20 protein-coding genes are annotated in these 21597 nt (G+C 70.2%); 10 read left to right on the plus strand and 10 right to left on the minus strand.

Annotated elements, in window-relative coordinates; all coding sequences use genetic code 11:
- Positions 1–102: 102 nt before the first annotated feature.
- On the minus strand, positions 103–903 hold the full coding sequence (locus D9599_RS16720) for an SDR family NAD(P)-dependent oxidoreductase (RefSeq protein ID WP_198382422.1): 801 nt from the start codon (positions 901–903) through the stop codon (positions 103–105).
- A 26-nt stretch (positions 904–929) separates the two neighbouring features.
- On the minus strand, positions 930–1958 hold the full coding sequence (locus tag D9599_RS16725; protein WP_198382423.1) for a tripartite tricarboxylate transporter substrate binding protein: 1029 nt from the start codon (positions 1956–1958) through the stop codon (positions 930–932).
- A 100-nt stretch (positions 1959–2058) separates the two neighbouring features.
- Between D9599_RS16725 and D9599_RS16730 the strand changes: the two genes are divergently transcribed.
- The 5 genes from D9599_RS16730 (at position 2059) to D9599_RS16750 (ending at position 6311) form a co-directional block, all read left to right on the plus strand.
- Complete coding sequence (locus D9599_RS16730; protein WP_198382424.1) at positions 2059–2853, plus strand: IclR family transcriptional regulator; 795 nt, start codon at positions 2059–2061, stop codon at positions 2851–2853.
- 16 nt (positions 2854–2869) lie between these two features.
- Positions 2870–3457: a carboxymuconolactone decarboxylase family protein gene (locus tag D9599_RS16735; RefSeq protein WP_232480601.1), complete on the plus strand. Its 588-nt coding sequence runs from the start codon at positions 2870–2872 to the stop codon at positions 3455–3457.
- Between the two features lie 5 nt (positions 3458–3462).
- Positions 3463–4404 carry an SMP-30/gluconolactonase/LRE family protein gene (locus tag D9599_RS16740; protein ID WP_198382425.1) on the plus strand — a complete coding sequence of 314 codons (942 nt, stop codon included), beginning with the start codon at positions 3463–3465 and terminating at the stop codon, positions 4402–4404.
- Between the two features lie 39 nt (positions 4405–4443).
- The gene (locus tag D9599_RS16745; RefSeq protein WP_198382426.1) at positions 4444–5433 is read left to right on the plus strand and encodes a tripartite tricarboxylate transporter substrate binding protein; all 990 of its coding nucleotides are present in this window, start codon (positions 4444–4446) and stop codon (positions 5431–5433) included.
- Positions 5434–5510: 77 nt separating this feature from the next.
- Positions 5511–6311, plus strand: coding sequence for an SDR family NAD(P)-dependent oxidoreductase (locus D9599_RS16750; protein ID WP_198382427.1), 801 nt, complete (start codon positions 5511–5513; stop codon positions 6309–6311).
- A gap of 253 nt (positions 6312–6564) precedes the next feature.
- Here the strand turns inward: D9599_RS16750 and D9599_RS16755 are convergent, their stop codons facing one another.
- Both D9599_RS16755 and D9599_RS16760 read right to left on the minus strand, forming a co-directional pair.
- Complete coding sequence (locus D9599_RS16755; protein ID WP_255531595.1) at positions 6565–7359, minus strand: helix-turn-helix domain-containing protein; 795 nt, start codon at positions 7357–7359, stop codon at positions 6565–6567.
- A 148-nt stretch (positions 7360–7507) separates the two neighbouring features.
- Positions 7508–8488: a tripartite tricarboxylate transporter substrate binding protein gene (locus D9599_RS16760; RefSeq protein ID WP_198382429.1), complete on the minus strand. Its 981-nt coding sequence runs from the start codon at positions 8486–8488 to the stop codon at positions 7508–7510.
- A 256-nt stretch (positions 8489–8744) separates the two neighbouring features.
- Between D9599_RS16760 and D9599_RS16765 the strand changes: the two genes are divergently transcribed.
- The gene (locus D9599_RS16765) at positions 8745–10169 is read left to right on the plus strand and encodes an aldehyde dehydrogenase family protein (protein WP_198382430.1); all 1425 of its coding nucleotides are present in this window, start codon (positions 8745–8747) and stop codon (positions 10167–10169) included.
- Positions 10170–10299: 130 nt separating this feature from the next.
- On the opposite strand, the gene D9599_RS16770 is transcribed toward D9599_RS16765, so the two are convergent.
- Genes D9599_RS16770 through D9599_RS16780 form a run of 3 tightly spaced genes read right to left on the minus strand, consistent with a single transcriptional unit; the run spans position 10300 to position 13392 of the window.
- Positions 10300–11082 (minus strand): IclR family transcriptional regulator C-terminal domain-containing protein, encoded by a 783-nt coding sequence (locus D9599_RS16770; RefSeq protein WP_198382431.1) that lies wholly within the window; start codon positions 11080–11082, stop codon positions 10300–10302.
- On the minus strand, positions 11072–12073 hold the full coding sequence (locus D9599_RS16775) for a tripartite tricarboxylate transporter substrate binding protein (RefSeq protein WP_198382432.1): 1002 nt from the start codon (positions 12071–12073) through the stop codon (positions 11072–11074). Before D9599_RS16775 ends, D9599_RS16770 begins: the two co-directional genes overlap by 11 nt.
- 29 nt (positions 12074–12102) lie before the next feature.
- Positions 12103–13392, minus strand: coding sequence for an FAD-dependent oxidoreductase (locus D9599_RS16780; protein WP_198382433.1), 1290 nt, complete (start codon positions 13390–13392; stop codon positions 12103–12105).
- Positions 13393–13721: 329 nt separating this feature from the next.
- Between D9599_RS16780 and D9599_RS16785 the strand changes: the two genes are divergently transcribed.
- Complete coding sequence (locus tag D9599_RS16785) at positions 13722–14708, plus strand: DUF4886 domain-containing protein (protein ID WP_232480602.1); 987 nt, start codon at positions 13722–13724, stop codon at positions 14706–14708.
- A gap of 181 nt (positions 14709–14889) precedes the next feature.
- Here D9599_RS16785 and D9599_RS16790 read toward each other — a convergent pair whose 3' ends face one another.
- Positions 14890–16242 (minus strand): sodium:proton antiporter, encoded by a 1353-nt coding sequence (locus D9599_RS16790; protein ID WP_198382435.1) that lies wholly within the window; start codon positions 16240–16242, stop codon positions 14890–14892.
- Positions 16243–16429: 187 nt separating this feature from the next.
- On the opposite strand from D9599_RS16790, the gene D9599_RS16795 reads away from it, so the two are divergent.
- Entirely contained in the window at positions 16430–17260 is an 831-nt protein-coding gene (locus tag D9599_RS16795) for a substrate-binding domain-containing protein (RefSeq protein WP_198382436.1), read from the plus strand.
- Between the two features lie 58 nt (positions 17261–17318).
- On the opposite strand, the gene D9599_RS16800 is transcribed toward D9599_RS16795, so the two are convergent.
- Positions 17319–18383, minus strand: coding sequence for an SDR family oxidoreductase (locus D9599_RS16800; protein ID WP_198382437.1), 1065 nt, complete (start codon positions 18381–18383; stop codon positions 17319–17321).
- Positions 18384–18623: 240 nt separating this feature from the next.
- Here D9599_RS16800 and D9599_RS16805 point away from each other — a divergent pair, with 240 nt between their 5' ends.
- A complete protein-coding gene (locus D9599_RS16805; protein WP_043830006.1) occupies positions 18624–18962 on the plus strand; it encodes an SWIB/MDM2 domain-containing protein in 339 nt (112 codons plus the stop codon).
- A gap of 193 nt (positions 18963–19155) precedes the next feature.
- Positions 19156–19890: an NADPH-dependent F420 reductase gene (locus D9599_RS16810; protein ID WP_198382438.1), complete on the plus strand. Its 735-nt coding sequence runs from the start codon at positions 19156–19158 to the stop codon at positions 19888–19890.
- Positions 19891–20021: 131 nt separating this feature from the next.
- Here D9599_RS16810 and D9599_RS16815 read toward each other — a convergent pair whose 3' ends face one another.
- On the minus strand, positions 20022–21596 hold the full coding sequence (locus tag D9599_RS16815) for a GMC family oxidoreductase N-terminal domain-containing protein (RefSeq protein ID WP_309228648.1): 1575 nt from the start codon (positions 21594–21596) through the stop codon (positions 20022–20024).
- Between the last annotated feature and the right edge of the window lies 1 nt (position 21597).

The raw sequence follows: 21597 nt of genomic DNA on the forward strand, positions 1-21597 counted from the left end.
GAAAACCCCCAGCTGCGGGAGCGACCGCCGACCGGCTGGACGCACGGCCGGCATTGCCCTCGCGGAGATCAGACTTCGGTCTGAGCCCCAGGCAGCCGCTGATCAGCCCCGCTTCTCCAGCAACCCTCCGTCCACCGGCAGGATCACGCCGGTGATGTAGCCGGCCTCGTCGGAGGCGAGGAAAAGGGCGGCGTTGGCCACGTCCCAGGCCGAGCCCATGCGTCCCATCGGCACCAGCGCCTCGCGCTCAGCCCGGACCACCTCGCGGGGCACGCCCCGCTCCTGCGCGCGCCGCTCAATCGCCATGGGGGTGTCGATCAGCCCGGGCAGGATGACGTTGGCGCGGACGCCGTGGCGGGCATTCTCGGTCGCGATGTGCTGGGTCAGGGCGTTCACCCCGGCCTTGCTGGTCTTGTAAGTGACCGTGGGCCGGGCGGAGAGGGAGGAGGTGGAGGAAATGTTGATGATGCAGCCGGACCTCTGCGCGACCATGTGCGGCAAGACGTGCTTGCACGTCATGAACATGCCCTTGAGGTTCATGGCCATGATGGCATCCCACATGTCCGCGTCCATCTCGGCCGTCTTCCGGTCGCCCCTGGAGCGGCCGACATTGTTGTGCAGCACGTCGATGCGGCCGTAGCGCTCCGTGCAGGTGCGGGCGATGGCGGCGCAATCCTCCTCTCTCGTGATGTCGGCACGCAGGACCGAGGCGGGGCGGCCGTGCCGCTCCACAGCCGCGCGCGTGGCCTCGGCCCAGTCCTCGTTGATGTCCACCAGCAGCAGGGTCGCGCCCTCCTCGGCGAAGCGCTCGGCTACCGCGCGCCCGTTGCCAACGGTCTCGCCGGGCTGCTGCCCCGCGCCGACGATAATGGCGACCTTGCCGTCCAACCTGCCCTGGGACATCCGTGCTTCCTGCCCTCTGCTGTTCATCAATCGGATGTAATGCGGCCGTCGGTGACCACCCGGCGCCAGCGAGCCTCCTCGGCGCGCATGAAGCGGGTCATCTCCTCCGGGCTGTTCACCGCGACGGTCAGCCCCTCTCCCGCCAGACGGGAGTGATAGGCGGGCGCCGCGGTCACCTTCCGCATCGCCTCGTTGAGCCGGGTGAGGATCGGGGCCGGCGTGCCCCCAGGCGCGAAGACGGCGTACCAGACCTCAGCCTCGTAGCCCGGCAGGGTCTCCGCCACGGTGGGCACGCCCTCATAGGCCGGCGTCCGCTGGGGCGAGGTCACTGCCAGGGCACGCATCCTGTCGCCCTTCACGAAGGCCGACACGCCGCCCGCCGTGCCGAAGACCATGTCCAGCCGCCCGCCGAGAAGATCCGTATAGGCCGGCCCCGCGCCCCGGTAGGGAACGTGGGTGAGGTCCACGCCGGCGGTTAGCTTGAACAGCTCCGCCGCCAAATGCACCGCCGAGCCGTTGCCGGAGGAGCCGTAGGTCAGCTTGCCCGGGTCGGCCTTCGCCACCCGGATGATGTCGGCCACGCTGCGAAGGGGGCTGTCCGGCCGCACCACGATCACGTTCGGGCCGTGGCAGACCAGCCCGACTTCCGAAAAGCCCTTCTCCGTATCGTAGGGAAGGTTCTTTACCAGGGAGGCGTTGATGGCGAGCGCCGAGGTGGTGAGCAGCAGCGTGTAGCCGTCCGGCGCCGCCTTGGAGGCGAGATCTGAGCCGAGCACCGTTCCTCCGCCCGGCCGGTTGTCGATCACCACGGCCTGGCCGAGTTCCAACGCGAGCATCTGGGCAAGCTCGCGCCCCACCACGTCCGTGCCCCCACCGGCGGTGAAGGGGACGATCACGCGGATCGGGCGGGAAGGATAGGGCTCCGCGCCCAGGGCCGGCAGGGCGCCGGGCAGGACCCAAATTCCAGCCCCCGCCGCGCTGAGGCGCAGCAGGTTTCGCCGCCCGGTTCGGAGACCATCCCCAGCCCTCCCGCCGCCGCTTCGCCCGATTCCCATGCGCATCCTCCCGCCTTCCGCTTGGCTCGGAGGCTAGGCCGCCGCTTCCACGCTGCGCAAGCATCTTCCGTGTGATGAAAGAAGCGGGTACCCTCCTGTCATGGCAAAGCAGCCCAGACGCGCCCGTGCGACCGCCGAGGACGAGTCGGCCGGTACCGCGGCCACCGGCAGCGCCCTGCGCGCCGTAGCCCCGGCCTCCCCAGTCAGCGCGCTGCCCGGTGACGGCGTGCGCGCGGTGGACCGCGCCCTTGTCCTGCTGCGCGCCTTCAGGGAGGAGGACGGTCCGCTGGGCCTGACGGAACTCTCCCGCCGGGCCGGGTTGAACCTGACGACCGCGCTGCGGTTGCTCGGCACGCTGGAGGGGCACGGCTTCGTCAAGCGCTTGCCCTCCGGTGGCTATCTCCTCGGCGCCACCCTGCTGCTGCTAGGGGACCTGTTCCGCCGATCGCTACGCCTCGAGCACCACGTCATGCCCGCGCTGGAGCGCCTGCGCGCCGAAAGCCGGGAGAGCGCCGCCTTCTTCGTGCGGGAGGGCGAGCAGCGCCGCTGCGTGTTCCGGTTGGATTCCCCGCAGCTGGTGCGCGACGTCGCTCAGATCGGGGAGGCCCAGCCGCTCGGCCGCGGTGCCCATGGCCGTTCCCTCATCGCGCTCGGGAATGGCGAGAGGCTGCCCGTGGTCACCCGGGGCGAGCGCCTGCCGGTGATCGCCGCCATCGCCTGCCCTGTCCTGGACGCGGGCGGGAACGTGGCCGGCTCCATCGGCATCTCCGTGCCGCTCTACCGCTTCACGGACGAGACGGAGGCGCTCTGCGCGCCGCTGGTGCTGCGGGAGGCGGTGGGGATGACGCGCGACCTGGGCGGCGACCCCGCGCCGCTGGAACAGGCCGCGCGTTAGGCGCGGCAGGGAGAAGATGATGGCCCGGATCGAGTTGACGCCCGAGGCGGAGCGCACGCCCGAGGAACGGGAGGTCTGCCAGGAGGCCGTCTCCGGCATTCGCGGCCGCGTGCCGGCGCCGATGATCGCTTGGCTGAAGAACCCGGAGCTGGCGCGCCGCGGCCAGCGCCTGGGCGAGCTGCTGCGCTACCAGACCACGCTGGAGCCGCGCCTTTCCGAGCTGGCGATCCTCGTCACCGCGCGCCACTGGAGCTCCCATCACGAATGGACCGCGCACAAGCGCGAGGGACTGAAGGCCGGGATGGACCCGGAGGTGGTCGCCGCGATCGCGGCGCGGCGGGAGCCGGTGCTGCGGGACGAGCGCGAAAGCACCGTCTATGACGTGGCCCGCACCCTGCTCGGGACGCGGCGCCTGCCGGACGCGCTCTATCAGCGCGGTGTCGCGGTGCTGGGGGAGCGGGGGTTGGTCGAGTTGGTCGGGATCATGGGCTACTACTCCATGGTCGCGCTGACGCTGAACGCCTTCGAGCTCGGCCTGCCCGAGAACTTCGCGCCCGAGCTGGGCGCCGAACCCGGCGACCTGCCCGGTGCGCCTGGGGCTTGACCGCCATGTGGGAACCGAGCCTCCGCTACCCCGATCCCGCAATCCGAGCGCTGGATGCCAGCTTCGAGCGCTACCACCTCGCCCTCGCGGGGGTGGAGCGCCTCTACACGGGCTGCCGCTGGGCCGAGGGGCCGGTCTGGTTCGGCGCCTGGCGCAGCCTGCTGTTCAGCGACGTGCCGAACGACCGCATCCTCCTCTGGAGCGAGGCCACCGGCACGGTCTCGACCTTCCGTGCGCCCTCCAACCACGCGAACGGCAACACGCGGGATCGCGAGGGGCGCCTCGTCACCTGCGAGCACGGCGGCGAGACCGGTGGCCGCCGCGTGACGCGCACGGAGCATGACGGCGCGATCACCGTGCTGCTCGACTCCTTCGAGGGCAAACGGCTGAACTCGCCCAACGACGTGGTGGTCAGGTCGGACGGCTCCATCTGGTTCACCGACCCGCCCTTCGGCATCCTCGGCTACTACCAGGGCGTGAAGGCGGAGCAGGAGCTGCCCGCCCGGATCTACCGGATCGACGGCGCCACGGGCCGCGCGACGGTGGTGGCGGACGACGTGAACGGCCCCAACGGGCTCGCCTTCTCGCCGGACGAGAGCAAGCTCTATGTCATCGAATCCCGCGCCCGTCCGCGCAACATTCGCGTCTTCGACTTGGCGGGCGATGCCCTGCGCAACAGCCGCGTGCTGGTGGAGGCCGGGACCGGCACGCCGGACGGCTTCCGCGTGGACGTGGACGGCAATCTGTGGTGCGGCTGGGGCATGGACCCCGAGCAGGACGGGGTGCGCGTGTTCAACCCGGCCGGCGAGCCGATCGGCCATATCCACCTGCCGGAGCGCTGCGCCAACCTCGCCTTCGGCGGGCGGCACAGAAACCGGCTCTTCATGGCCTCCTGCCATTCTCTCTACGCACTCTACGTCAACACGCAGGGAACGCCCGGCGGCTAGCCGGCCTCCCGCGCACCAAGGCCTCGAGGACAAGAACCCATGATCACCCGCCGCCAGCTCGCCCAGCTGATCCCCGCCGCCGCCCTGCCGCTCGTGCCGCCGCTGGCCCGGCCGGCCATCGCGCAGTCCGCGCGTGTTCCGGAAGGCCCCATCCGCCTGGTCGTGCCCTTCCCGCCGGGGGGGCCGAACGACCTCGTCGCCCGCGTGCTCGGCCAGAAGCTGGGCGCCGTCCTTGACCGCAATGTCGTCGTCGAGAACCGCTCGGGGGCGGGCGGCGTCATCGGTACGGACAACGTGGCGAAGGCGGCGCCCGACGGCCGCAGCCTCTGCCTCACGAGTGCCGGCGCCATCGCCATCTCGCCCGTCCTCGGCGCGCCCATGCCCTTCGACGTGGCAAAGGACCTCGCGCCGATCACGCTCGTCGCACTGATGCCCGAGATGCTGGCCGTGCCCACCGCGCTTCCCGTGAACTCGGTGGCGGAGTTGGTGGACTACGCGAAGCGGAACCCGGGCAAGCTGAACTACGGCTCCTCCGGCATCGGCTCCATGCCGCATCTGGCCGGGGAAGCCTTCCGCGCCGCGGCGGGGATCGACATCACCCATGTGCCCTATCGTGGCGCCGCGCCGGCCGTGACGGACCTCATCGCCGGGCAGGTGCAGATGATGTTCGCGGACATCCCGGCCATGCTGTCCCAGGTGCAGGGCGGCGGCCTCAAGCCGCTGGCCATCGCGAGTGGCGAGCGGACGCCCCTGCTGCCGCAGACGCCCACCATGGCGGAAGCCGGCGTGCCCGTGATCGCGGATAACTGGTACGGGCTCGTCACCTCCTCCAAGGTTCCCGCCCCGCTCCAGGCGCTGCTGCACGACGCCGCCGCAAAGGCGCTGCGGGACCCCGACCTGGTGAAGTCCTATGGCGAGCAAGGCGCCCGGCCCGTGGGTGGCAGCCAGGAGGAGTTCCGCGACTTCATCGCGAAGGAGAGCGCGCGCTGGGGCGAGGTCGGGCGCCGCGCCAACATCACGATGGACTGAGACGTCCCGTCCTTCTTGTGCGGCCCGCCGAGGCAGGCGCGGCCGCGACGCGGCAGAACAGGTGATCGGATCGCAGCATGGCAGGACGTCTCGAGGGCAAGGTCGCCGTCATCACGGGCGCGGGCTCGGTGGGCACGGGGTGGGGCAATGGTCGTGCCGCTGCCGTGCTCTTCGCGCGGGAAGGCGCGCTGGTCTACGGCGTGGACAAGAACATGGCGGCCATGGAGGAGACCGCCGCCCGCATCCGCGAGGAGGGCGGTCGCTTCGCCATGGGCGCCTGCGACGTGATGAGCAGTGCGTCCATCGCCGCCATGGTCGAGGCCGCGATGGGGGAGTACGGCCGCATCGACATCCTCGTGAACAATGTCGGCGGCTCCGCCAAGGGCGGCCCGGTGGAGATGAGTGAGGAGGTCTGGGACACGCAGATCGACTACAATCTCAAAAGTGTCTTCCTGACCTGCAAGCACGTCCTGCCCGTCATGGAGCGCCAGGGCGGCGGCGCGATCGTCAACACCGCCTCCACCTCCGGTATCCGCTGGACGGGGGCGGCGCAGGTCGCCTACGCGGCGTCCAAGGCCGGGATCATCCAGTTCTCGCGCGTGGTGGCGGTTGAGTACGCCGCCCGCAACATCCGGGTGAACACGGTGGTGCCGGGCCAGATGCATACGCCGATGGTGGAGACGCGGTTGGCCGGACAGCGCGCGGGCGGCGACGTGGCGGCGCTTCTCGCCGCCCGCGTGAAGCGCATCCCGCTGGGCTTCGCGGGCGATGGGCGCGACACCGCGAATGCCGCGCTGTTCCTCGCCTCCGACGAGGCGCGCTTCATCACCGGAACGGAGATCGTGGTGGACGGCGGCATGTCCGTTCGCTGCGACTGAACAGGGGGAGGAAGCGCTTAGGCGAGGGCGGCGGCAGGAAGCGCGGACTGGTGCACATGGCCATGATCCGCGCGCCCGCTTCCCTCACATGATTGCCGAACCTTCACCCCGGCGAGCCCGCCGGAACGGCTGTTCCACGCTCTCTGCACACGTCCTGACCCCGCGGATCGCACGGCTGAAAGATGGTCGGGAGCCCTGCGTTGGCAGGGCATCGCGGCAGGGTGGCCAGCGTATGCCTGGGAAGAGCGGTGGTTCAGGGTGCCGCCACCCCCGCGCCGCGCTGCAGGCGCTCCATCGAGACGGTGATCTCCCGGCTCGCCTCCTTCAGGGCTGGCACGAGTTCCTCGGTCAGGGCGCGATGGTTCACCGCGGAGCGGAAGTAGCTGAGGCCGATCGTGCCCGCGACCGCCCCGCCGAGGAGGATCGGCACGGCCACCGTGTCAGAGGAGCGCGGCTCCACCCGCGGGTCGCGCAGTGCATAACCCTGCTGCCGCACGCTGCCGACGATGCCGCGGATCGTGCGCTCCAAACTCGGCGGGTTGCTCTCGGGATCGGCTGAGGCCGCGAGCATGCGGACGAGGATCCGCCGCTCCGTATCCGGGCACCACCCGATATAGGCCCGGCCGAGCGCGCGGGTGACGAGGCTGAGATGCGACCCGACCGTGCTGTGGAAGGGCGAGACCGCGCTGTCCGCGATGGTGCTGACGCTGATCGCCATCCGCGCGCCGTCCAGCACGGCGATGGCGGCGGGCCAGCGCAGGCGGCGCGTCAGGTCCGCGGCCCAGGGCCGCCCGGCCTCCGCTACCAGCGGCCCGCCGTGGTAGCCGGCGCTGAGGGAGAGCACGTCGGAGGTGACGTGATAGCCGAGCCCGCGGCTTCCCTTCATCACCAGCCCCGCGACGATCAGCGTACCGAGGAGGCGCATGATGGTGGGCTTCGGCAGCCCGGTCCGGCGATGCAACTCCTCCACCGTGGTGCTGCGCTGCCGGTTCAGTTCCTTCAGGACCGAGAGGGCGCGGAGGACGGACTGGACGGGCGGATCGCTCAGGGCAGGGGGGCTCCGGCACGGTCACGGCGGGCGGCAGGGCTGCCGGGGCGAGCTTGCCGGTCCGCCGGGCCTGGCACAACGGAACAGCGCGGCAACGGCGCCCGCCTCTGACCATGCCGCTCCCGCTTCGCCGCCGGTGCCGCGCGGGTCACATGGAAATGTCGGCCTCCTTCAGCACCGGGCCCCACTTCTGCAGCTCGGAGACGATGAATGCCCTCAGGTCGGCCGGGGAGCCGCCAACGCCCTGCATGCTCAGCTTGACGAGCGCTTCCTGTCCCTTAGGGCTCCGCAGGAAGGCGTTGGTGGCCGTGTTGAGCTTGCCGATGATCTCGCCCGGCGTTCCGGCCGGTGCCGCGAGGGCGTACCAGGCGGAGGCCTCGAACCCGCGGAACCCGGCCTCCTGGACGGTCTCGACCTCCGGCAGGTCGCCTGACCGCTGGGCAGTGGTGACGGCAAGGGCGCGGGCTTTCCCATCCTGCACCACCGGCACGTAGGAGGGCAGGAAGTCCATCGCGAGGTCGATCTGCCCGCCTACGAGGTCGTTCACCACCTGTGCGGTGCCGCGGTACGGCACGCTCGTCAGGCTGATCCCGAGTTCCTTCTCCAGCAGAAGGGCGGTGATGTGGCCGAGGGTTCCGTTGCCCGGGACGCCCACCGTGAGCTTGCCGGGGTTCGCCCGCGCATGGACTACCAGCTCCCTAATATCCCTGACCGGCAGCGACGTCTTGGCCGCGACGATCAAGGGAGACTTGGCGATCAGGACGACCGGCGCGAAGGCCTGCTCGGGATCGAAGGACAGGCTCTTGTAGATCAGCTTGTTGTTCGCCAACGGCCCCGGCGTGCCGAACAGGATCGTGTTGCCGTCGGGCGCGGCCCTGGCGACGGCGGCCGCGCCGATGTTCCCGCCCGCGCCGGCCCGGTTGTCGACGACGAATTGTTGGCCCAGCGCCTCGCTCAAGTATTGAGCGAGCGCGCGCGCCAGCAGGTCGGTGCCCCCGCCGGCGGAGAAGGGCAGGACCATGGTGACGGGGCGCGACGGCCAGGCCTGGGCCCAGCCGGGCCTGGGCGCCGTCCAGAGCCCGGCCGTGCCGATGGCGAGCGCGGCCCGACGAGTGACGCATGCCTTCATGGTGTCCTCCCTCGCGGCGCTGGGGCTCCGCCGCTTGTTGCGGGCATCCTAACCGGATCGATCGCGCGCGCTGCGCCATTGTACGGGAATTCCGGGATCCGGAATGCGGCCACTCCCGGCTCGACGCGCCGGCCGCTTCGGCTAGCCTCGGCGCCGGGAACGTCGAGGGAACCGCCAGGGGCGACATCGGTCGCGCGGGCGGCCGCGTGCACCCGCTGCCCCGGATAGGGCAGGCACCTCTGGGGGCAAGGGCGCCATGGAACGGCTGAAATTCTACATCGACGGCGCCTGGGTGGAGCCGACCACGCCCGCGACCCTGGGGGTGGTCAACCCCGCGACCGAGGAGGTCTTCGCCCGGATCAGCCTCGGCTCCGCGCCGGACGTGGACCGGGCTGTCGCGGCCGCGCGCCGGGCCTTTCCCGCCTATGCCGCGACGAGCGTGGAGGAGCGCCTGCGCCTTCTCCGGCGGATCGTCGAGGGGTTCCGGGCGCGCCTGCCGGAGCTCGCGCGCACGATGACCCTTGAGATGGGCGCCCCCATCACCTTCGCGACCGAGCGGCAGGCGACCGTCGCGCTCTTCCATTTCGAGGAAGCGGTGCGGGTGCTCGAACGCTACAGGTTCGAGGAGCGGATGGGGAACGGGATCATCCGCCGTGAGCCGATCGGCGTCTGCGGGCTGATCACGCCCTGGAACTGGCCGCTGAACCAGGTGGGCTCCAAGGTTGCCCCCGCGCTCGCGACCGGCTGCACCGTCGTCCTGAAGCCGAGCGAGGTCGCGCCGCTCAGCGCCATGCTCTTCGCGGAGATTGTCCACGAGGCCGGTGTCCCTGCCGGCGTCTTCAACCTCGTGAACGGCGACGGGCCGACGGTGGGCGAGGCGATCGCCGCCCATCCCGGGATCGACATGGTGTCCTTCACGGGGTCAACGGCGGCGGGCGTGCGGGTGGCGAAGCTGGCAGCGGATACGGTCAAGCGCGTGGCGCAGGAGCTGGGCGGCAAGTCAGCCAACATTATCCTCCCCGATGCCGAGCTGAGGGGCGCCGTGATCGAGGGCGTCCATGCCAGCTACACGAATGCCGGCCAGAACTGCCAGTCTCCCACGCGCATGCTCATCCCGCGGGCGCAGCGCGAGGCGGCGTTCGAGGCGGCGCGCGAGGCTGCCGCCGCCGTCCGCCTCGGCGACCCTCTCGATCCCGCCTGCACGATGGGGCCGCTGGTAAGCGGGGCGCAGTTCGAGAAGGTGCAGGACTTCATCCAGTCGGCGATCGACGAAGGGGCGACCCTGGTGGTCGGCGGACCAGGACGGCCGGCGGAGCTCAACCACGGATACTACGTTCGCCCGACCGTCTTCGGCGACGTGACGCCGGGGATGCGGATCGCCCGGGAGGAAATCTTCGGCCCCGTGCTGTCCATCATGAACTACGACAGCGAGGATGAGGCGGTCGAGATGGCCAACGACACGCCCTTCGGTCTCGCGGGCTTCGTGCAGTCCCGCGACCCCGCACACGCGCGCGCCATCGCCAACCGGATCCGGGCAGGGCGCGTCTACATCAACGGCGCCGCGTTCGATCGCAGCCTGCCGTTCGGCGGATACAAGCAATCCGGCAACGGGCGCGAGTTCGGGGTTTTCGGGTTCGAGGAATACCTTGAGGTGAAGGCCATCCTGGGCGCGGCGGGCTAGCGGCGGTGCCGCCCTGCTCCCCGGCGGAGATGAGCGTGCCCGTTCGCGCGGGCTGAAGCAGAGGCACGGGCGCTCGACCACATTCTCTGCGGGGCGCTGCACGACGCATCCCGGACCGCGGCCAGATCGGTCAGACGAGAAGCGCGGAGATTTCCCGCGCTGTCGCCAGCATCGCCGGCACCACCTCTGCGCGAAGGGCGACGGCATCACGGCGACCGGCGTGGCTGCTGGTCGCGAGCGCCGCAACGACGCGCCCCGTGGCATCTGCCACCGGCACGGCCGCCGAGGCGAAGCCCTCCTCCAGCTCGCCGTCGAGCACGGCGAAGCCGGCGTCCCGGCACGCCGCCACGGCACGCATCAGGGCGTCCGGCTCCGTGACTGTGTGCGGGGTGTAGCGGGGCAGCGGCGCCGCGAGATGGGCCCGCGCGGCATCGGAGGACAGGGCGGCCATCAGCACGCGCCCGGACGCGGTGGCGTGCGCGGGCATCCGGGCCGAAACCGCCAGGGCATGGCGGAAGGGCCGGTCGGCCGCCTCGGCCCGGGCGACGTTCACGATGTCCGGCCAGTCCAGCACGCTGAGCGAGACGCTCTCGCCGAGGCGGTTGGCCAGCGCCTCCAGCGCGGGCTGCATCCGGCGGTCCAGCCCGGCGCCGCCCAGATAGGCCTGAGCCAGGCGAAGCACCTGCGGCGTTAGGGCGAAGCGGCGCCCCTGGCTCTCGGCGAAGCCGAGTTCCACCAGGGTCATCAGCAGCCGCCTCGCGACCGCGCGGTCGAGCCCGGCGCGCGACGCGACCTCGGACAGCGTCAGCCGGCCCGCGCCCGGACCGAAGGCGCCGATGACGTCCAGCCCGCGCGCGAAGGACGTCACGAAGCCCCGGCTCCGGATCTCCTCGCCCGCGGCCTCAGTCGACACGAATGTTCCGCTCCTTCACCAGCACCCCCCAGCGGCGGAACTCCTCGGGCACCATCGTCGCGAAATCCGCGTTGGACCGGCTGGCCGGCACGGCGCCGAAGCCCGTGATGCGGGCGCGGATGGCGGGATCGGCCATCGCTTCCGCCAGGATGGCCGAGAGCCGCGCGGCGGCGGCCGGCGGTACGCTGCGGGGCGCGAACATCGCCTGCCAGCCGTCCACCTCGATGCCGGGGAAGCCCGCCTCCGCCAGGGTGGGAACCTCCGGCAGTTCCGGCAACCGCGCTGCCCCGGCCACCGCGAGCGCCCGCAGCGTGCCGGCTCGCAGATGCGGCAGCACGGAGGAGAGGGTGAGGAAGCCGAGATCCACCTGCCCGCCGAGCAGGTCCGGCATCAGCACGCCTTCGCCGCGATAGACCACCGGTTCCAGCTCCACGCCGGCACCCTGGTTGAACAGCTCCGCCGTCATGTGGGACAGCGTGCCGTAGCCGCTGTTCGCCGCCGACAGGCCCTTCGGCCGCGTCTTCGCCGCCGCGACGAGCGCGGCCACGTCCGTGAACCGAGAGCCGGATGGCACGACAAGGAGGAAGGGCGTCGAGGCGATCTGCGCGAGCGGCGTGAAGTCCCGCACGACGTCGTAGCCCACGGGCTGGGCCTGCAGGTGCGGCACGATGGTCATGCTGATGCTGCCGAACAGGAGGGTGTGGGGGTCGTTCGCCCCGGCCGCCGCGGCCACGCCGATGACGCCGCCGGCGCCGGCCCGGTTCTCGACCACGACCGGCTGGCCCAGCTTCGGCCCGAGCACCTGCTCGCCGAGCATGCGGGCCAGGCCGTCCGCCGGCCCGCCTGCCGCGAAGGGCACGATGATCCTGATAGGGCGGCTCGGCCAGGCCGCGCCCGACTGCGCGCGGGCGGCGGGAGAAGCAGCGAGCAGCGCGAGGCCCGTGGAGAGCAGCGACCGGCGCCCGAGGGCGGATTGGCTGGGCTTGTTCATCGTTATCCTCCGTCTCCGTGAAGCCGGTCTCAGGCCGGCAGGTAGGCGCCGTCGCGCCGCAGGCGTTCGCGCAGGGCGGCCGGGTCCACCTGCCGCGCGCCACCATTGCCGGCACAGGCGAGGGCGGCGGCGGTGCCGGCGGCCTGGCCGATCGCCATGGTGGTGGGCATCACGCGCGTCGAGGCATGGGCGCCGTGGCTGGCGGAGATGCCGCGCCCGGCGACGAGGGCGTTGTCGAGCCCGGTCGGCACGAGGCAGCGGTAGGGAATCTCGTAGCTCTTGTCGCCGCCGAGGGTCTCGAAGTGCAAACCGGTGCCCTTCGCCGGATGGATGTCCATCGGATAGGCCCCGACCGCGACCGCATCCGGGAAGCGCCGCTCCGCGCGAAGATCCTCCGGAGTCAGCACGAAGTCGCCGCGCACGCGCCGTGATTCCCGGATGCCGAGCTGCGCCGCCAGGGCGACCAGCCTTCCGCCCTCGCAGCCCGGCACATGGGCCGCCAGGAAATCGGCGGCCGCGAAGGCCTGCCGGCGCCCCTCCATCTCTCCGGCCGAGAGCTGGAAGGGATCCGTCGCGTCGAGGTTGACCCGGCTGATGTTGAACCAGCCGTCATTGGTGCCGGGGATGCGGCTCTGGTGCAGGGCCGCCCGCGCCAGCGCGCCGCTCTCGACCCCCCGGGTGCAGAGGTCCTTCAGCTCGGCGGGTCCAAGGGCGCCGAAGCGGTCGAAGTCGATCGGTCCGAAGCGGAACATCATGGTGGCGGGCTGCGGCGCCTCGTCCGGCTCCAGCGGCAGGAAGGCCGCGCCCGCGCGCGCCAGGACATCGAGATCGCCCGAGGCATCAATGACGAAACCTGGCCGGATCGCGAGCGGGCCCGCCTTCGTGAGCACCGTCACGCTCGCGATGGCGGATCCCTGCCTGGCCACGTCGAGGACCGTGGCATGGAAGAGAGGGCGTACGCCGGCCTCGGCCGTTATTTCATCGAGGACGAGTTTCAGCCTTTCAGGGTCGTAGGAGACCTGGTCCATCTGATGGCCGGTGGACATGGTAAAGCGGGTGTGGCCGCCTGAGCCGCCGTGCCGCTCGAGGCGCCCGACCACCTCCTCAGCAAGGCCCTGGATGACCTGCCGGCCGGCGGCGGTTTCCCAGCCGACGAATTGCCCCACCGCCGCCGCCGTCGCGCTGCCGCCGAGGAAGCCCCAGCGCTCCACGAGCAGAACCCGGGCTCCGGCCCTTGAGGCGGCGACCGCCGCGACCGTGCCGGCCATGCCGCCGCCACAGACCATGACGTCGGCACAGGTGTCGAGATACGGCTGCATATTCCGCCTATGCGTGCGCTGTGCGCATTAAAATGCGCAATTCGCACAAATTAGATCTCTTGCTTGTTCGTGTCGAGCAGGTCGGCTGAGCTGACTTATCGAAACATCAACGAATAAATTCTGCAATAATGCCGAAGACACATCAATACATGACGGTTCAACCCTGAGTTGTTGACAAACTTTACAGATAACGTGTTTCGTCTTCGCAATATCGTAGAAGTAGTTGGAAAGGCAGGTCACCGTCATTGGGCATGGGAATTGCGTTTCCGGCTTCGCTGGCGAACGCGGCCTTTTCTGACACTTGGCCGGCTCGCAGCCAGGAGGAAACAATGACCGTTGCTTGCTTGAGATTCGGGCCGATGAAGGCTGTGGCTGCGCTGACCTTTGCCCTGGCGCTGCCCTGCGCGTCCGCCTCAGCGGAAACCATCCTCTTCGTTGGTAACAGCTTCACCTATGGCGACCCGGCCGGCGGGCCGCCGACCGTGCGGAACTACCGGCCCAACACCGTGACCGACCTGGTCGGCACCGGCATCGGCGGCGTGCCCGCGCTGTTCAAGGCTTTCACGGTTCAGGCAGGGCTCGACTATACCGTCAGCCTCGAGACCCAGGGCGGTACTGGCCTCGACTACCACTACAACAACCGCCTCGGCCTCATTAACCAGCCCTGGGACAATGTCGTTCTCCAGAGCTACAGCACGCTCGATTCCGCCCGCCCGGGCAATCCCGCGACGCTGATCCAGTACTCCGCGCTGCTGGCGAACACGTTCACGGCGCAGAACCCGAACGTCAACATCCTGCTGGACGCCACCTGGTCCCGCGCCGACCAGACCTACCTGCCCACGGGGGCCTGGTACGGCCAGGACATCAGCGCGATGCAGCGGGACGTCGAGGCCGGTTACCGCGCGGCCGATGCGAACTCGGCCCTGATCGACGGCGTGATTCCCGTCGGCGCGGCCTGGGACCGGGCGATCCGGACGGGTTTCGCGGATCCCAATCCCTATGATGGGATCATGGCTGGGCTGGTGAACCTCTGGGCGCCCGACAGCTACCACGCCAGCCCCTACGGCTATTACCTCGAGGCGCTGATGTTCTTCGGCAGCATTACCGGCCTGGATCCGCTGAGCCTCGGGGCGAACGAGTATGTCGCGCGGGACCTTGGCTTCACCACAAGCCAGGCGCTCGCCCTGCAGCAGATCGCGCACGACCAGCTCGCGGTCGCCGTGCCCGAGCCCGCCTCGCTTGTCCTGTTCGGCGTGGGGCTGCTCGGCATGGGGCTCGTGCGCCGCCGCCGTGCGACGGCCGACCTGCCGGCCTGAACCCTGCCGAGGGGCGGCACGCCGCCCCTCACGGCCGACATGACGGGGCCGGGCGCTCGGGCGTCCGGCCCTTTTTGCCGCTGGTCTTTGCCGGGGACTGAGGCGGGTGCTTCGGCCTTCCCAACCAGTAGCCCCTGGGTGCTGAACGCCGCTTCGGATGATGGTCTGGCGTCGGGGGCGATCACCCGCGGGCAATTAGCCTGCCGGCCTCGCCCTCCGCCTGTTCGTCCGATTGCCCCATGCCGTGCGGGCGGGCCGAAGCCGCCACCTCCTCGGCATCCGGGTCGCGGCCATGATGGCGATCGAGGAGGCGCATGATCGGGGTGACGGTCAGCCCGTGCAGGAGGACCGACATCAGGACGATGAGGCCCACCAGCCCCCATAGCCGTTCAGCGCCGGGCGCCTCCATGTGGTTGAGGCCATAGGCGAGATAGTAGAAGGAGCCGACGCCGCGGATGCCGAAGAAGGCGAGGGTCAGCTTCTCGCCCATGTCCGCCTTGAAGCCGGAGAGTCCGATCAGGCCTGTCACCGGACGTATGACCAGCAGGATGACGGCCGCGATCCCGGCATCGGCCCAGGTGACGGGAGAGAGGAGACCGCTGACTAGCGCCCCGCCGAAGAGCAGCAGCAGGACCATCATGGCGATGCGCTCGATCTGCTCGGTGATCTCGTGCATCTGCACCTGGAAGTCGTGCTCGCGGTGGGCGTGCCGGAACGCGACGGCCGTCACGAACACGGCCAGGAAGCCGTAGCAGTGAATGATCTCCGTCAGCCCGTAGGAAACAAGCGTGGCGGACAGGGCGATCAGCCCATCACCAGTCTTGGCCAGCTTGGTCTCGGCCGGGACATGGAAGGTCAACCAGCCGAAGGCGCGCCCGATCAGCCATCCGGCCACCACGCCGGCACCGACCTCCCATAGCACGCGGTAGCTGAACCATTCGACGAACCAGGTTTTCTCCGTACCCGCGACCGCGGCGAGCGCGATGGCGAGATGGACGAAGGGGAAGGCGAGCCCGTCATTAAGCCCGGCCTCCGAGGTGAGGCCGAAGCGCACCTCGTCCTCCTCCCCGCTCCTGGGCGGGCCCACCTGCACGTCGGCGGCGAGCACGGGATCGGTGGGGGCAAGGCTGGCCGCCAGCAGGATGGCCACCGCCCAGGGCAGGCCCATCCCCCAGCCAAGGAGAAGGGCGATCGCGAGAATGCCGAGGGGCATGGTGATGCCGAGCAATCGCCAGGTGACAGCCCAGCTTCGCAAATCGAAAATGCGGTCGAGCTTCAGGCCTGCGCCCATGAGGGCGATGATCACGACGAATTCGGTGAGGCGTTCGGTGATCTCCGGGTAGTCGAGCGGCACCGGGCGGATCGTCACCTGCGGGAGGGAGAACAGGCCGGCACCGAGCGCGATGCAGACGATCGGCAGGGAGAGCGGCAAACGCTTCAGAACAAGGGGAAGCCAGGCCACGAGAGCGATGAGGAAGCCGAAGCCGGTGAGGGCGAGGATATAAGGGTTCGGAAGCCATGAACTGTCTGTCATGTCCGCTTAACGAGCGCGCACGGACCTCGTTCCGGGGCGAGAGCGGGCCGATCCGTAAGAACGCATTCTGCGCTATCCGGGCGACCTGCAGCGCGTCGATTGGGGCTGGCATGTCTCCGAAGGGGGTCGCATTCTCGGGCCATAAACAGCCCGACCGGCCGCCACAGGCTGTCTGAGGAAAATGTCCATGATGCGGAATCCGTCGCAGGAGCGGGATCGTGCAGGCCCGATGGCCCCGGCAGGAAGGGGCCGCCGCGCGCTGCTTCTCGGCGCTGCGGCCTTCCCCTTCCTCGCCCGGCGCGCCGCCGCGGCGGAGCTGGTGGTCTTCAGCTCCGGCGGGCTCAATGCTGCCTATCTCACGCTCGTCCCGGCGTTTCAGCAGCAGACCGGCCATAGCCTCGTCAGCGTCCAGGCCTCCTCCATGGGCGCGGCGCCGGATGCCATTCCGCAGCGCCTCGGGCGTGGCGAGCCCGCCGACGTGCTGCTGCTCGCGAGCGGCGGGCTGGAGCCGCTGGTGGCGCGGGGCCTCATCATGCCCGATAGCCGGGTGGACATCGCGCGGAGCCTGATCGGCATGTGCGTCCGCGCCGGGGCGCCGAAGCCCGATATCTCCTCCGTGGACGACTTCCGGCAGGTGCTGCTGAACGCCTCCTCCATCGCCTATTCGGCGAGCGCGAGTGGGGTTTATATCGAGAACGAGATGTACCGGCGCCTCGGCATCCATGAGCAGGTCATGCCGAAGTCGCGGCGCATCCTTTCCGAGCGCGTCGCGAGCGTCGTGGCGCGCGGCGATGCCGAGATCGGGTTCCAGCAGGTGAGCGAGATCCTCTTCGTCGAGGGCGCCACCTATGTCGGAACGATCCCGGAGCCGGTGCAGCTACCGACTATCTTCTGCGCGGCGATTCCCGCGAAGGCGCGGGAACCCGAGGCGGCGCGCGCCCTCATCCGCTTCCTCGCCTCGCCCGAGGCCGCGCCGGCGCTGGAGCGGACGGGGCTGGAGCCGCTGAACCGGGGCTGAGCCCAACGTTCGGGCGTGGGGCCATCGGCTGTCCCTCCCAACGCCCCAGGCAGGACCATCAGGGGATGATCCGGGCCTCCCGCAGCGTTGTGAACAGGTCGAAGAAGGAGTCCTCCGTCGCCTGGTAGGCGAGGAAGCCGAGCTTACGGCTCTTGCTCATGTCGGTGACGACCTCGATCGGGCGGCCCAGATCGGCATCGGTGTGCCAGGCGGAGGCCAGGCGGTTCAGGTCGGGCTCGGCGAGGTGGTAGCGCTCCGCGATCTCGCGCCAGAGCGGGCCGGCATCGGCCAGCTGCTGCTCGAGTGGCGTCCCCTGGCCAGGGAAGGGCGCGGGCTGCAGGCCGAACCAGCTGGCGAGACGCCCCCACATCCAGCTCCATCGGAACACGTCGCCGTTCACCACGTTGAAGGCCTGGTTCCGCGCGGCCGGGGTGGTCGCGGCCCATTCGAGCTGGCGGGCCAGCAGGCGGGCGTCGGTCATATCGGTCAGCCCGTTCCACTGCGCGGCGGAACCAGGGAAGAGGAAGGGGCGGCCGGTCTCCCGGCAGAGCGTGGCATAGGCCGCGAGGGTGACGCCCATGTTCATGGCATTGCCGAGGGCGTAGCCGATGATGGTGTGGGGCCGGTGCACGCTCCAGCCGAAGCCGTCCCGCGCTGCCGCGGCGAAAACCTCGTCCTCCTGGGCGTAGTAAAAGTTTTCGACATCCAGCCGCGGCTGCTCCTCGCGGAAGGGCGTGGCGGGCAGGCTGCCCTTTCCGTAGTTCTCGAAGGGGCCGAGATAGTGCTTCAGGCCGGTGACCAGCGCGACGTGCCGAACGGTGCCGCCGGGTTGCAGCGCGTCCAGCAGGTTGCGCACCATGGCGGCATTAACCCGGATATTCTCCGCCTCCGTGGGCTGGCGCAGCCAGGTGGTGATGAAAACGTGGCTCGGGCGCTGGTCGCGCAGCGCGGCCTGGAGCCCGGCAGGGTTCAGCAGGTCGGCCGCGACGGGGCGCAGCCCTTCGATGTCGCCCGGCGGGCGCCGCGCGAGGCCGCTGACCTCCCAGCCCTGGCCGAGCAGGCGTCGGGCCAGGTTGTTGCCCACAATGCCGCTGACGCCCGCGATCAGTGCTGATCCCGTCATGTTTCAGCCCTGCCCCTTTGTTCGACCCTCGCAGCCAAATATGCGGGGCGGAGAGACCAGAAGGCGCCCTGCGGTGAAAGGTTTGCTCCTGGGTGTCCAAGGATGCGTCCTGCCAACGTCCTCGTCCGGCACGCCACCAGCATGGTGCGGCAACTGCTGATGCGAACCACCGTTGCTTTTTCCACCATGCCGATGTCCGACTTACGGATGGCATCGGCCATAGCGCCCAGGAGTACAACGATGGCCACGAAAGCAGCGTCAAAGACGTCCGAGAAGGCATCCGGGGATGCCGAGCCGGTGAAGGCCAAGAAGGTCGCCAAGCCGGCCAAGGGCCACAAGCCGAACGCGCTTCAGCAGCCGCTCCAGCCGTCCGCGGAACTGGCGGCCGTGGTGGGCGAGGAGAAGCTCGCCCGCGGCGAGGCGGTCAGCAAGGTCTGGGCCTATATTAAGGAGAACAAGCTCCAGAACCCGAAGGATGGCCGCGAGATCCTGGCCGACGACAATCTGCAGAAGGTGTTCGGCAAGGATAAGGTAACGATGTTCGAGATGAACAAGTACCTCGCTCAGCACCTGAAATAGGCAGCAGCCGGCCCCGCGCCTGCGCTGTGATGGAGTGTTCATCGCGGAGCGGTTCGGCGTCGGTGGGGGTGATGCTTTCATCCCCCATTGGAAGCCTTCCCAAGCGAGGTTGTGATCCGGACGGATGATCCTTCTCCACGGACCATCGCGGGCATAGCCTCCTGAGCCGATCAAATCGGCTGCGGAGATGCTCATGCCCATCAGTGAAGTCCGGATCGCGCGCCGCTCGGTTTTCATCCTGGCGGGCGCGGCGCTGCTCCTGCCGCGTGGGCGGGCAGCGACCGCGCAGCCAGCGGCGGGCGCCCGCATCGGCATCATCGGATCGGGACGGCTGGGTGGAACGGTCGGCACGCTCCTGGCGAAGGCCGGACATTCGGTCCTCTTCTCCTCTCGTCATCCGGAGCGGTTGAAGGAGCTGGTGGAAGCCGCGGGCCCCAATGCCAGGGCGGGCACGCCGGCCGAGGCGGCCGCTTTCGGCGAGGCCCTGCTGGTGGCCGTGCCCTATGGCGCGCTTCCGCAGGTCGGGCAGGAGCTGGGCGGCGCCTTGCGGGGCAAGGTGGTGCTGGACGCCTGCAACGCGGTGGTGACGCGCGACGGGGCAGTCGGGCAGGCGGCCATCGAGCGCGGCATTGGGCTGGCCTCGGCGGAGCATCTGCCGGGGGCACGGGTGGTGCGGGCCTTCAACACACTGGGCTCTCGCGTGCTGGCGGAAGGGGCGCATCGGGCAGGGGCGCCGATCGCCATTCCCATCGCGGGCGACGACGCGGCCGCGCTCGAGACCGCCGCGGCGCTGGTGCGGGATGCCGGTTTCGATCCGGTCGTCGTGGGCCCGCTTTCCCGGGCGTCCGATTTCGCAATGGGCGCGCGGGGCTACGGGCAGGCGGTGACCGCGCCGGAGCTTCGCCGGATCCTGGGTCTTCCTTCTTAAGCATTTCCTGGCCGGGGGTTCCTCGGCCATGCGGAGTGGTTCAACGCGAAGAACGATGGACAGGAGCAGCTCTTCTCGAGGCAACGCATAGGCGCAGGCAGGAGGGAACATTTGTGTCCAGCGGCCCTCCCTCAGCGCGCGTCCTGCAGAATGAGGTCACTGCCCTTCTCCCCGATCATGATGACCGTGGCGTTGATGTTGCCGGAGGGGATGCGCGGCATCACCGAGGCGTCGACCACGCGCAGCCCCTCCATGCCCCGGACCCGCAACACGTCGTCCACCACGGGGCCCATGGCGCAGGTGCCGCAGGGATGCGCGCCCGTGCCGCCGCGGAGCCGCGCATGCTCCAGCCAGGCTTCGTCCGTTTCCGTACCCGGGCCGGGCAGTAGCTCCTCCGCAACGGCATCGCTCAGGGGGCTGGTCCTGAACAGACGGCGTGCCAGGCGCAGCCCGGCCACCATCGTCGCGCGGTCGCTTTCAGTGGAGAGATAGTCGGGCTGGATGGCCGGCGCCGCCTGCGGATCGGGCGAGCGGATCCGCACCCAGCCGCGGCTCTCGGGATAAGAGGGCACGGCGGCGATCGTGCAGCCGGGGAAGGGGTGGGGCGGGCGGCCCGGCGCTTCGAGGCTGAGCGCGAGGAAGTGGTACTGCACGTCCGGCATGGGCAGGTCGGGCCGGGTGCGGGCGAAAAGGCCCACCGGCCCGCCGCCCATCATCAACGGCCCGCGGCGCGCGAGATATTGCAGGCCCGCCCAGGCGCGGCGCGGCCAGGAGTGGAAGGTCTCGTTCATCGTATTCGCCTGCCGGGCACGGTAGGCCACGCGGGCGGTCAGGTGGTCCTGCAGGTTCTCGCCCACAGGCAGGTCTTGCACCACGTCGAGGCCCACGTCCCGCAGGACGGCACCGGGACCGATGCCGGAGCGCTGCAGGAGCTGCGGCGAGTTGATCGCGCCGCCGGCCAGGATCACCTCCCGCCGGGCGCGGAGCACCTGCCTCTCCGTCCCGCGCAGGACCTCGACGCCGACGGCGCGATTTCCTTCGAGCACCACGCGGGTCACGAGCGCGCCGGTCTCCACGCGCAGGTTCCGCCGCCGCAGCACGGGGCGCAGATAGGCATTGGCCGTGCTGGCGCGCCGGTAGCCGCCCACCGCGAGCTGGTAGGCGCCGGCGCCCTCCTGCGTCGCGCCGCTGAAGTCGTCGTTGCGCGGGAAGCCCAGGGCGAGGGCGCTGCCGATGAAGGCGTCGTAGAGCGGGTGCGGCATGCGGATGTTGGAGACGGAAAGCGGGCCGCCGACGCCGTGGAACTCGTCCTCACCCCGCTCCTGGTGCTCGGCGCGGCGGAAGAAGGGCAGGACGTCCCGGTAGGACCAGCCGCGATGGCCGAGCGCGGCCCAGCCGTCGAAATCATGCCGGGCGCCGCGAACATGGATCAGCCCGTTGATGGCCGAGGAGCCGCCGAGCACCCGGCCCCGCGGCCAGGCCACGCGGCGCCCGCCCAGCCCCGGTACCGGCTCCGTCTCGTATGACCAGTTGTAGCGGGGGTGATAGGCGTTGCGGAAATAGCCGACGGGGATGTGCAGCCAAGGGTCGCGGCCGCGCGGCCCGGCCTCCAGCAGCAGCACGCGGTGGCGCGGATCGGCCGAGAGGCGGTTGGCGAGCACGCAGCCCGCCGAGCCGGCGCCGACGACGATGAAATCCGCCTCCACC

Source organism: Roseomonas sp. KE2513 (genome assembly GCF_016107305.1).
GTDB lineage: Bacteria > Pseudomonadota > Alphaproteobacteria > Acetobacterales > Acetobacteraceae > Roseomonas.

Excerpts from the sequence above, each read along its gene's own strand:
- D9599_RS16720 (WP_198382422.1), bottom strand. The coding sequence starts at position 903 with ATGTCCCAGGGCAGGTTGGACGGCAAGGTCGCCATTATCGTCGGCGCG.
- D9599_RS16725 (WP_198382423.1), bottom strand. The coding sequence starts at position 1,958 with ATGGGAATCGGGCGAAGCGGCGGCGGGAGGGCTGGGGATGGTCTCCGA.
- D9599_RS16730 (WP_198382424.1), top strand. The coding sequence starts at position 2,059 with ATGGCAAAGCAGCCCAGACGCGCCCGTGCGACCGCCGAGGACGAGTCG.
- D9599_RS16735 (WP_232480601.1), top strand. The coding sequence starts at position 2,870 with ATGATGGCCCGGATCGAGTTGACGCCCGAGGCGGAGCGCACGCCCGAG.
- D9599_RS16740 (WP_198382425.1), top strand. The coding sequence starts at position 3,463 with ATGTGGGAACCGAGCCTCCGCTACCCCGATCCCGCAATCCGAGCGCTG.
- D9599_RS16745 (WP_198382426.1), top strand. The coding sequence starts at position 4,444 with ATGATCACCCGCCGCCAGCTCGCCCAGCTGATCCCCGCCGCCGCCCTG.
- D9599_RS16750 (WP_198382427.1), top strand. The coding sequence starts at position 5,511 with ATGGCAGGACGTCTCGAGGGCAAGGTCGCCGTCATCACGGGCGCGGGC.
- D9599_RS16760 (WP_198382429.1), bottom strand. The coding sequence starts at position 8,488 with ATGAAGGCATGCGTCACTCGTCGGGCCGCGCTCGCCATCGGCACGGCC.
- D9599_RS16765 (WP_198382430.1), top strand. The coding sequence starts at position 8,745 with ATGGAACGGCTGAAATTCTACATCGACGGCGCCTGGGTGGAGCCGACC.
- D9599_RS16775 (WP_198382432.1), bottom strand. The coding sequence starts at position 12,073 with ATGAACAAGCCCAGCCAATCCGCCCTCGGGCGCCGGTCGCTGCTCTCC.
- D9599_RS16780 (WP_198382433.1), bottom strand. The coding sequence starts at position 13,392 with ATGCAGCCGTATCTCGACACCTGTGCCGACGTCATGGTCTGTGGCGGC.
- D9599_RS16785 (WP_232480602.1), top strand. The coding sequence starts at position 13,722 with ATGACCGTTGCTTGCTTGAGATTCGGGCCGATGAAGGCTGTGGCTGCG.
- D9599_RS16790 (WP_198382435.1), bottom strand. The coding sequence starts at position 16,242 with ATGACAGACAGTTCATGGCTTCCGAACCCTTATATCCTCGCCCTCACC.
- D9599_RS16795 (WP_198382436.1), top strand. The coding sequence starts at position 16,430 with ATGATGCGGAATCCGTCGCAGGAGCGGGATCGTGCAGGCCCGATGGCC.
- D9599_RS16800 (WP_198382437.1), bottom strand. The coding sequence starts at position 18,383 with ATGACGGGATCAGCACTGATCGCGGGCGTCAGCGGCATTGTGGGCAAC.
- D9599_RS16805 (WP_043830006.1), top strand. The coding sequence starts at position 18,624 with ATGGCCACGAAAGCAGCGTCAAAGACGTCCGAGAAGGCATCCGGGGAT.
- D9599_RS16810 (WP_198382438.1), top strand. The coding sequence starts at position 19,156 with ATGCCCATCAGTGAAGTCCGGATCGCGCGCCGCTCGGTTTTCATCCTG.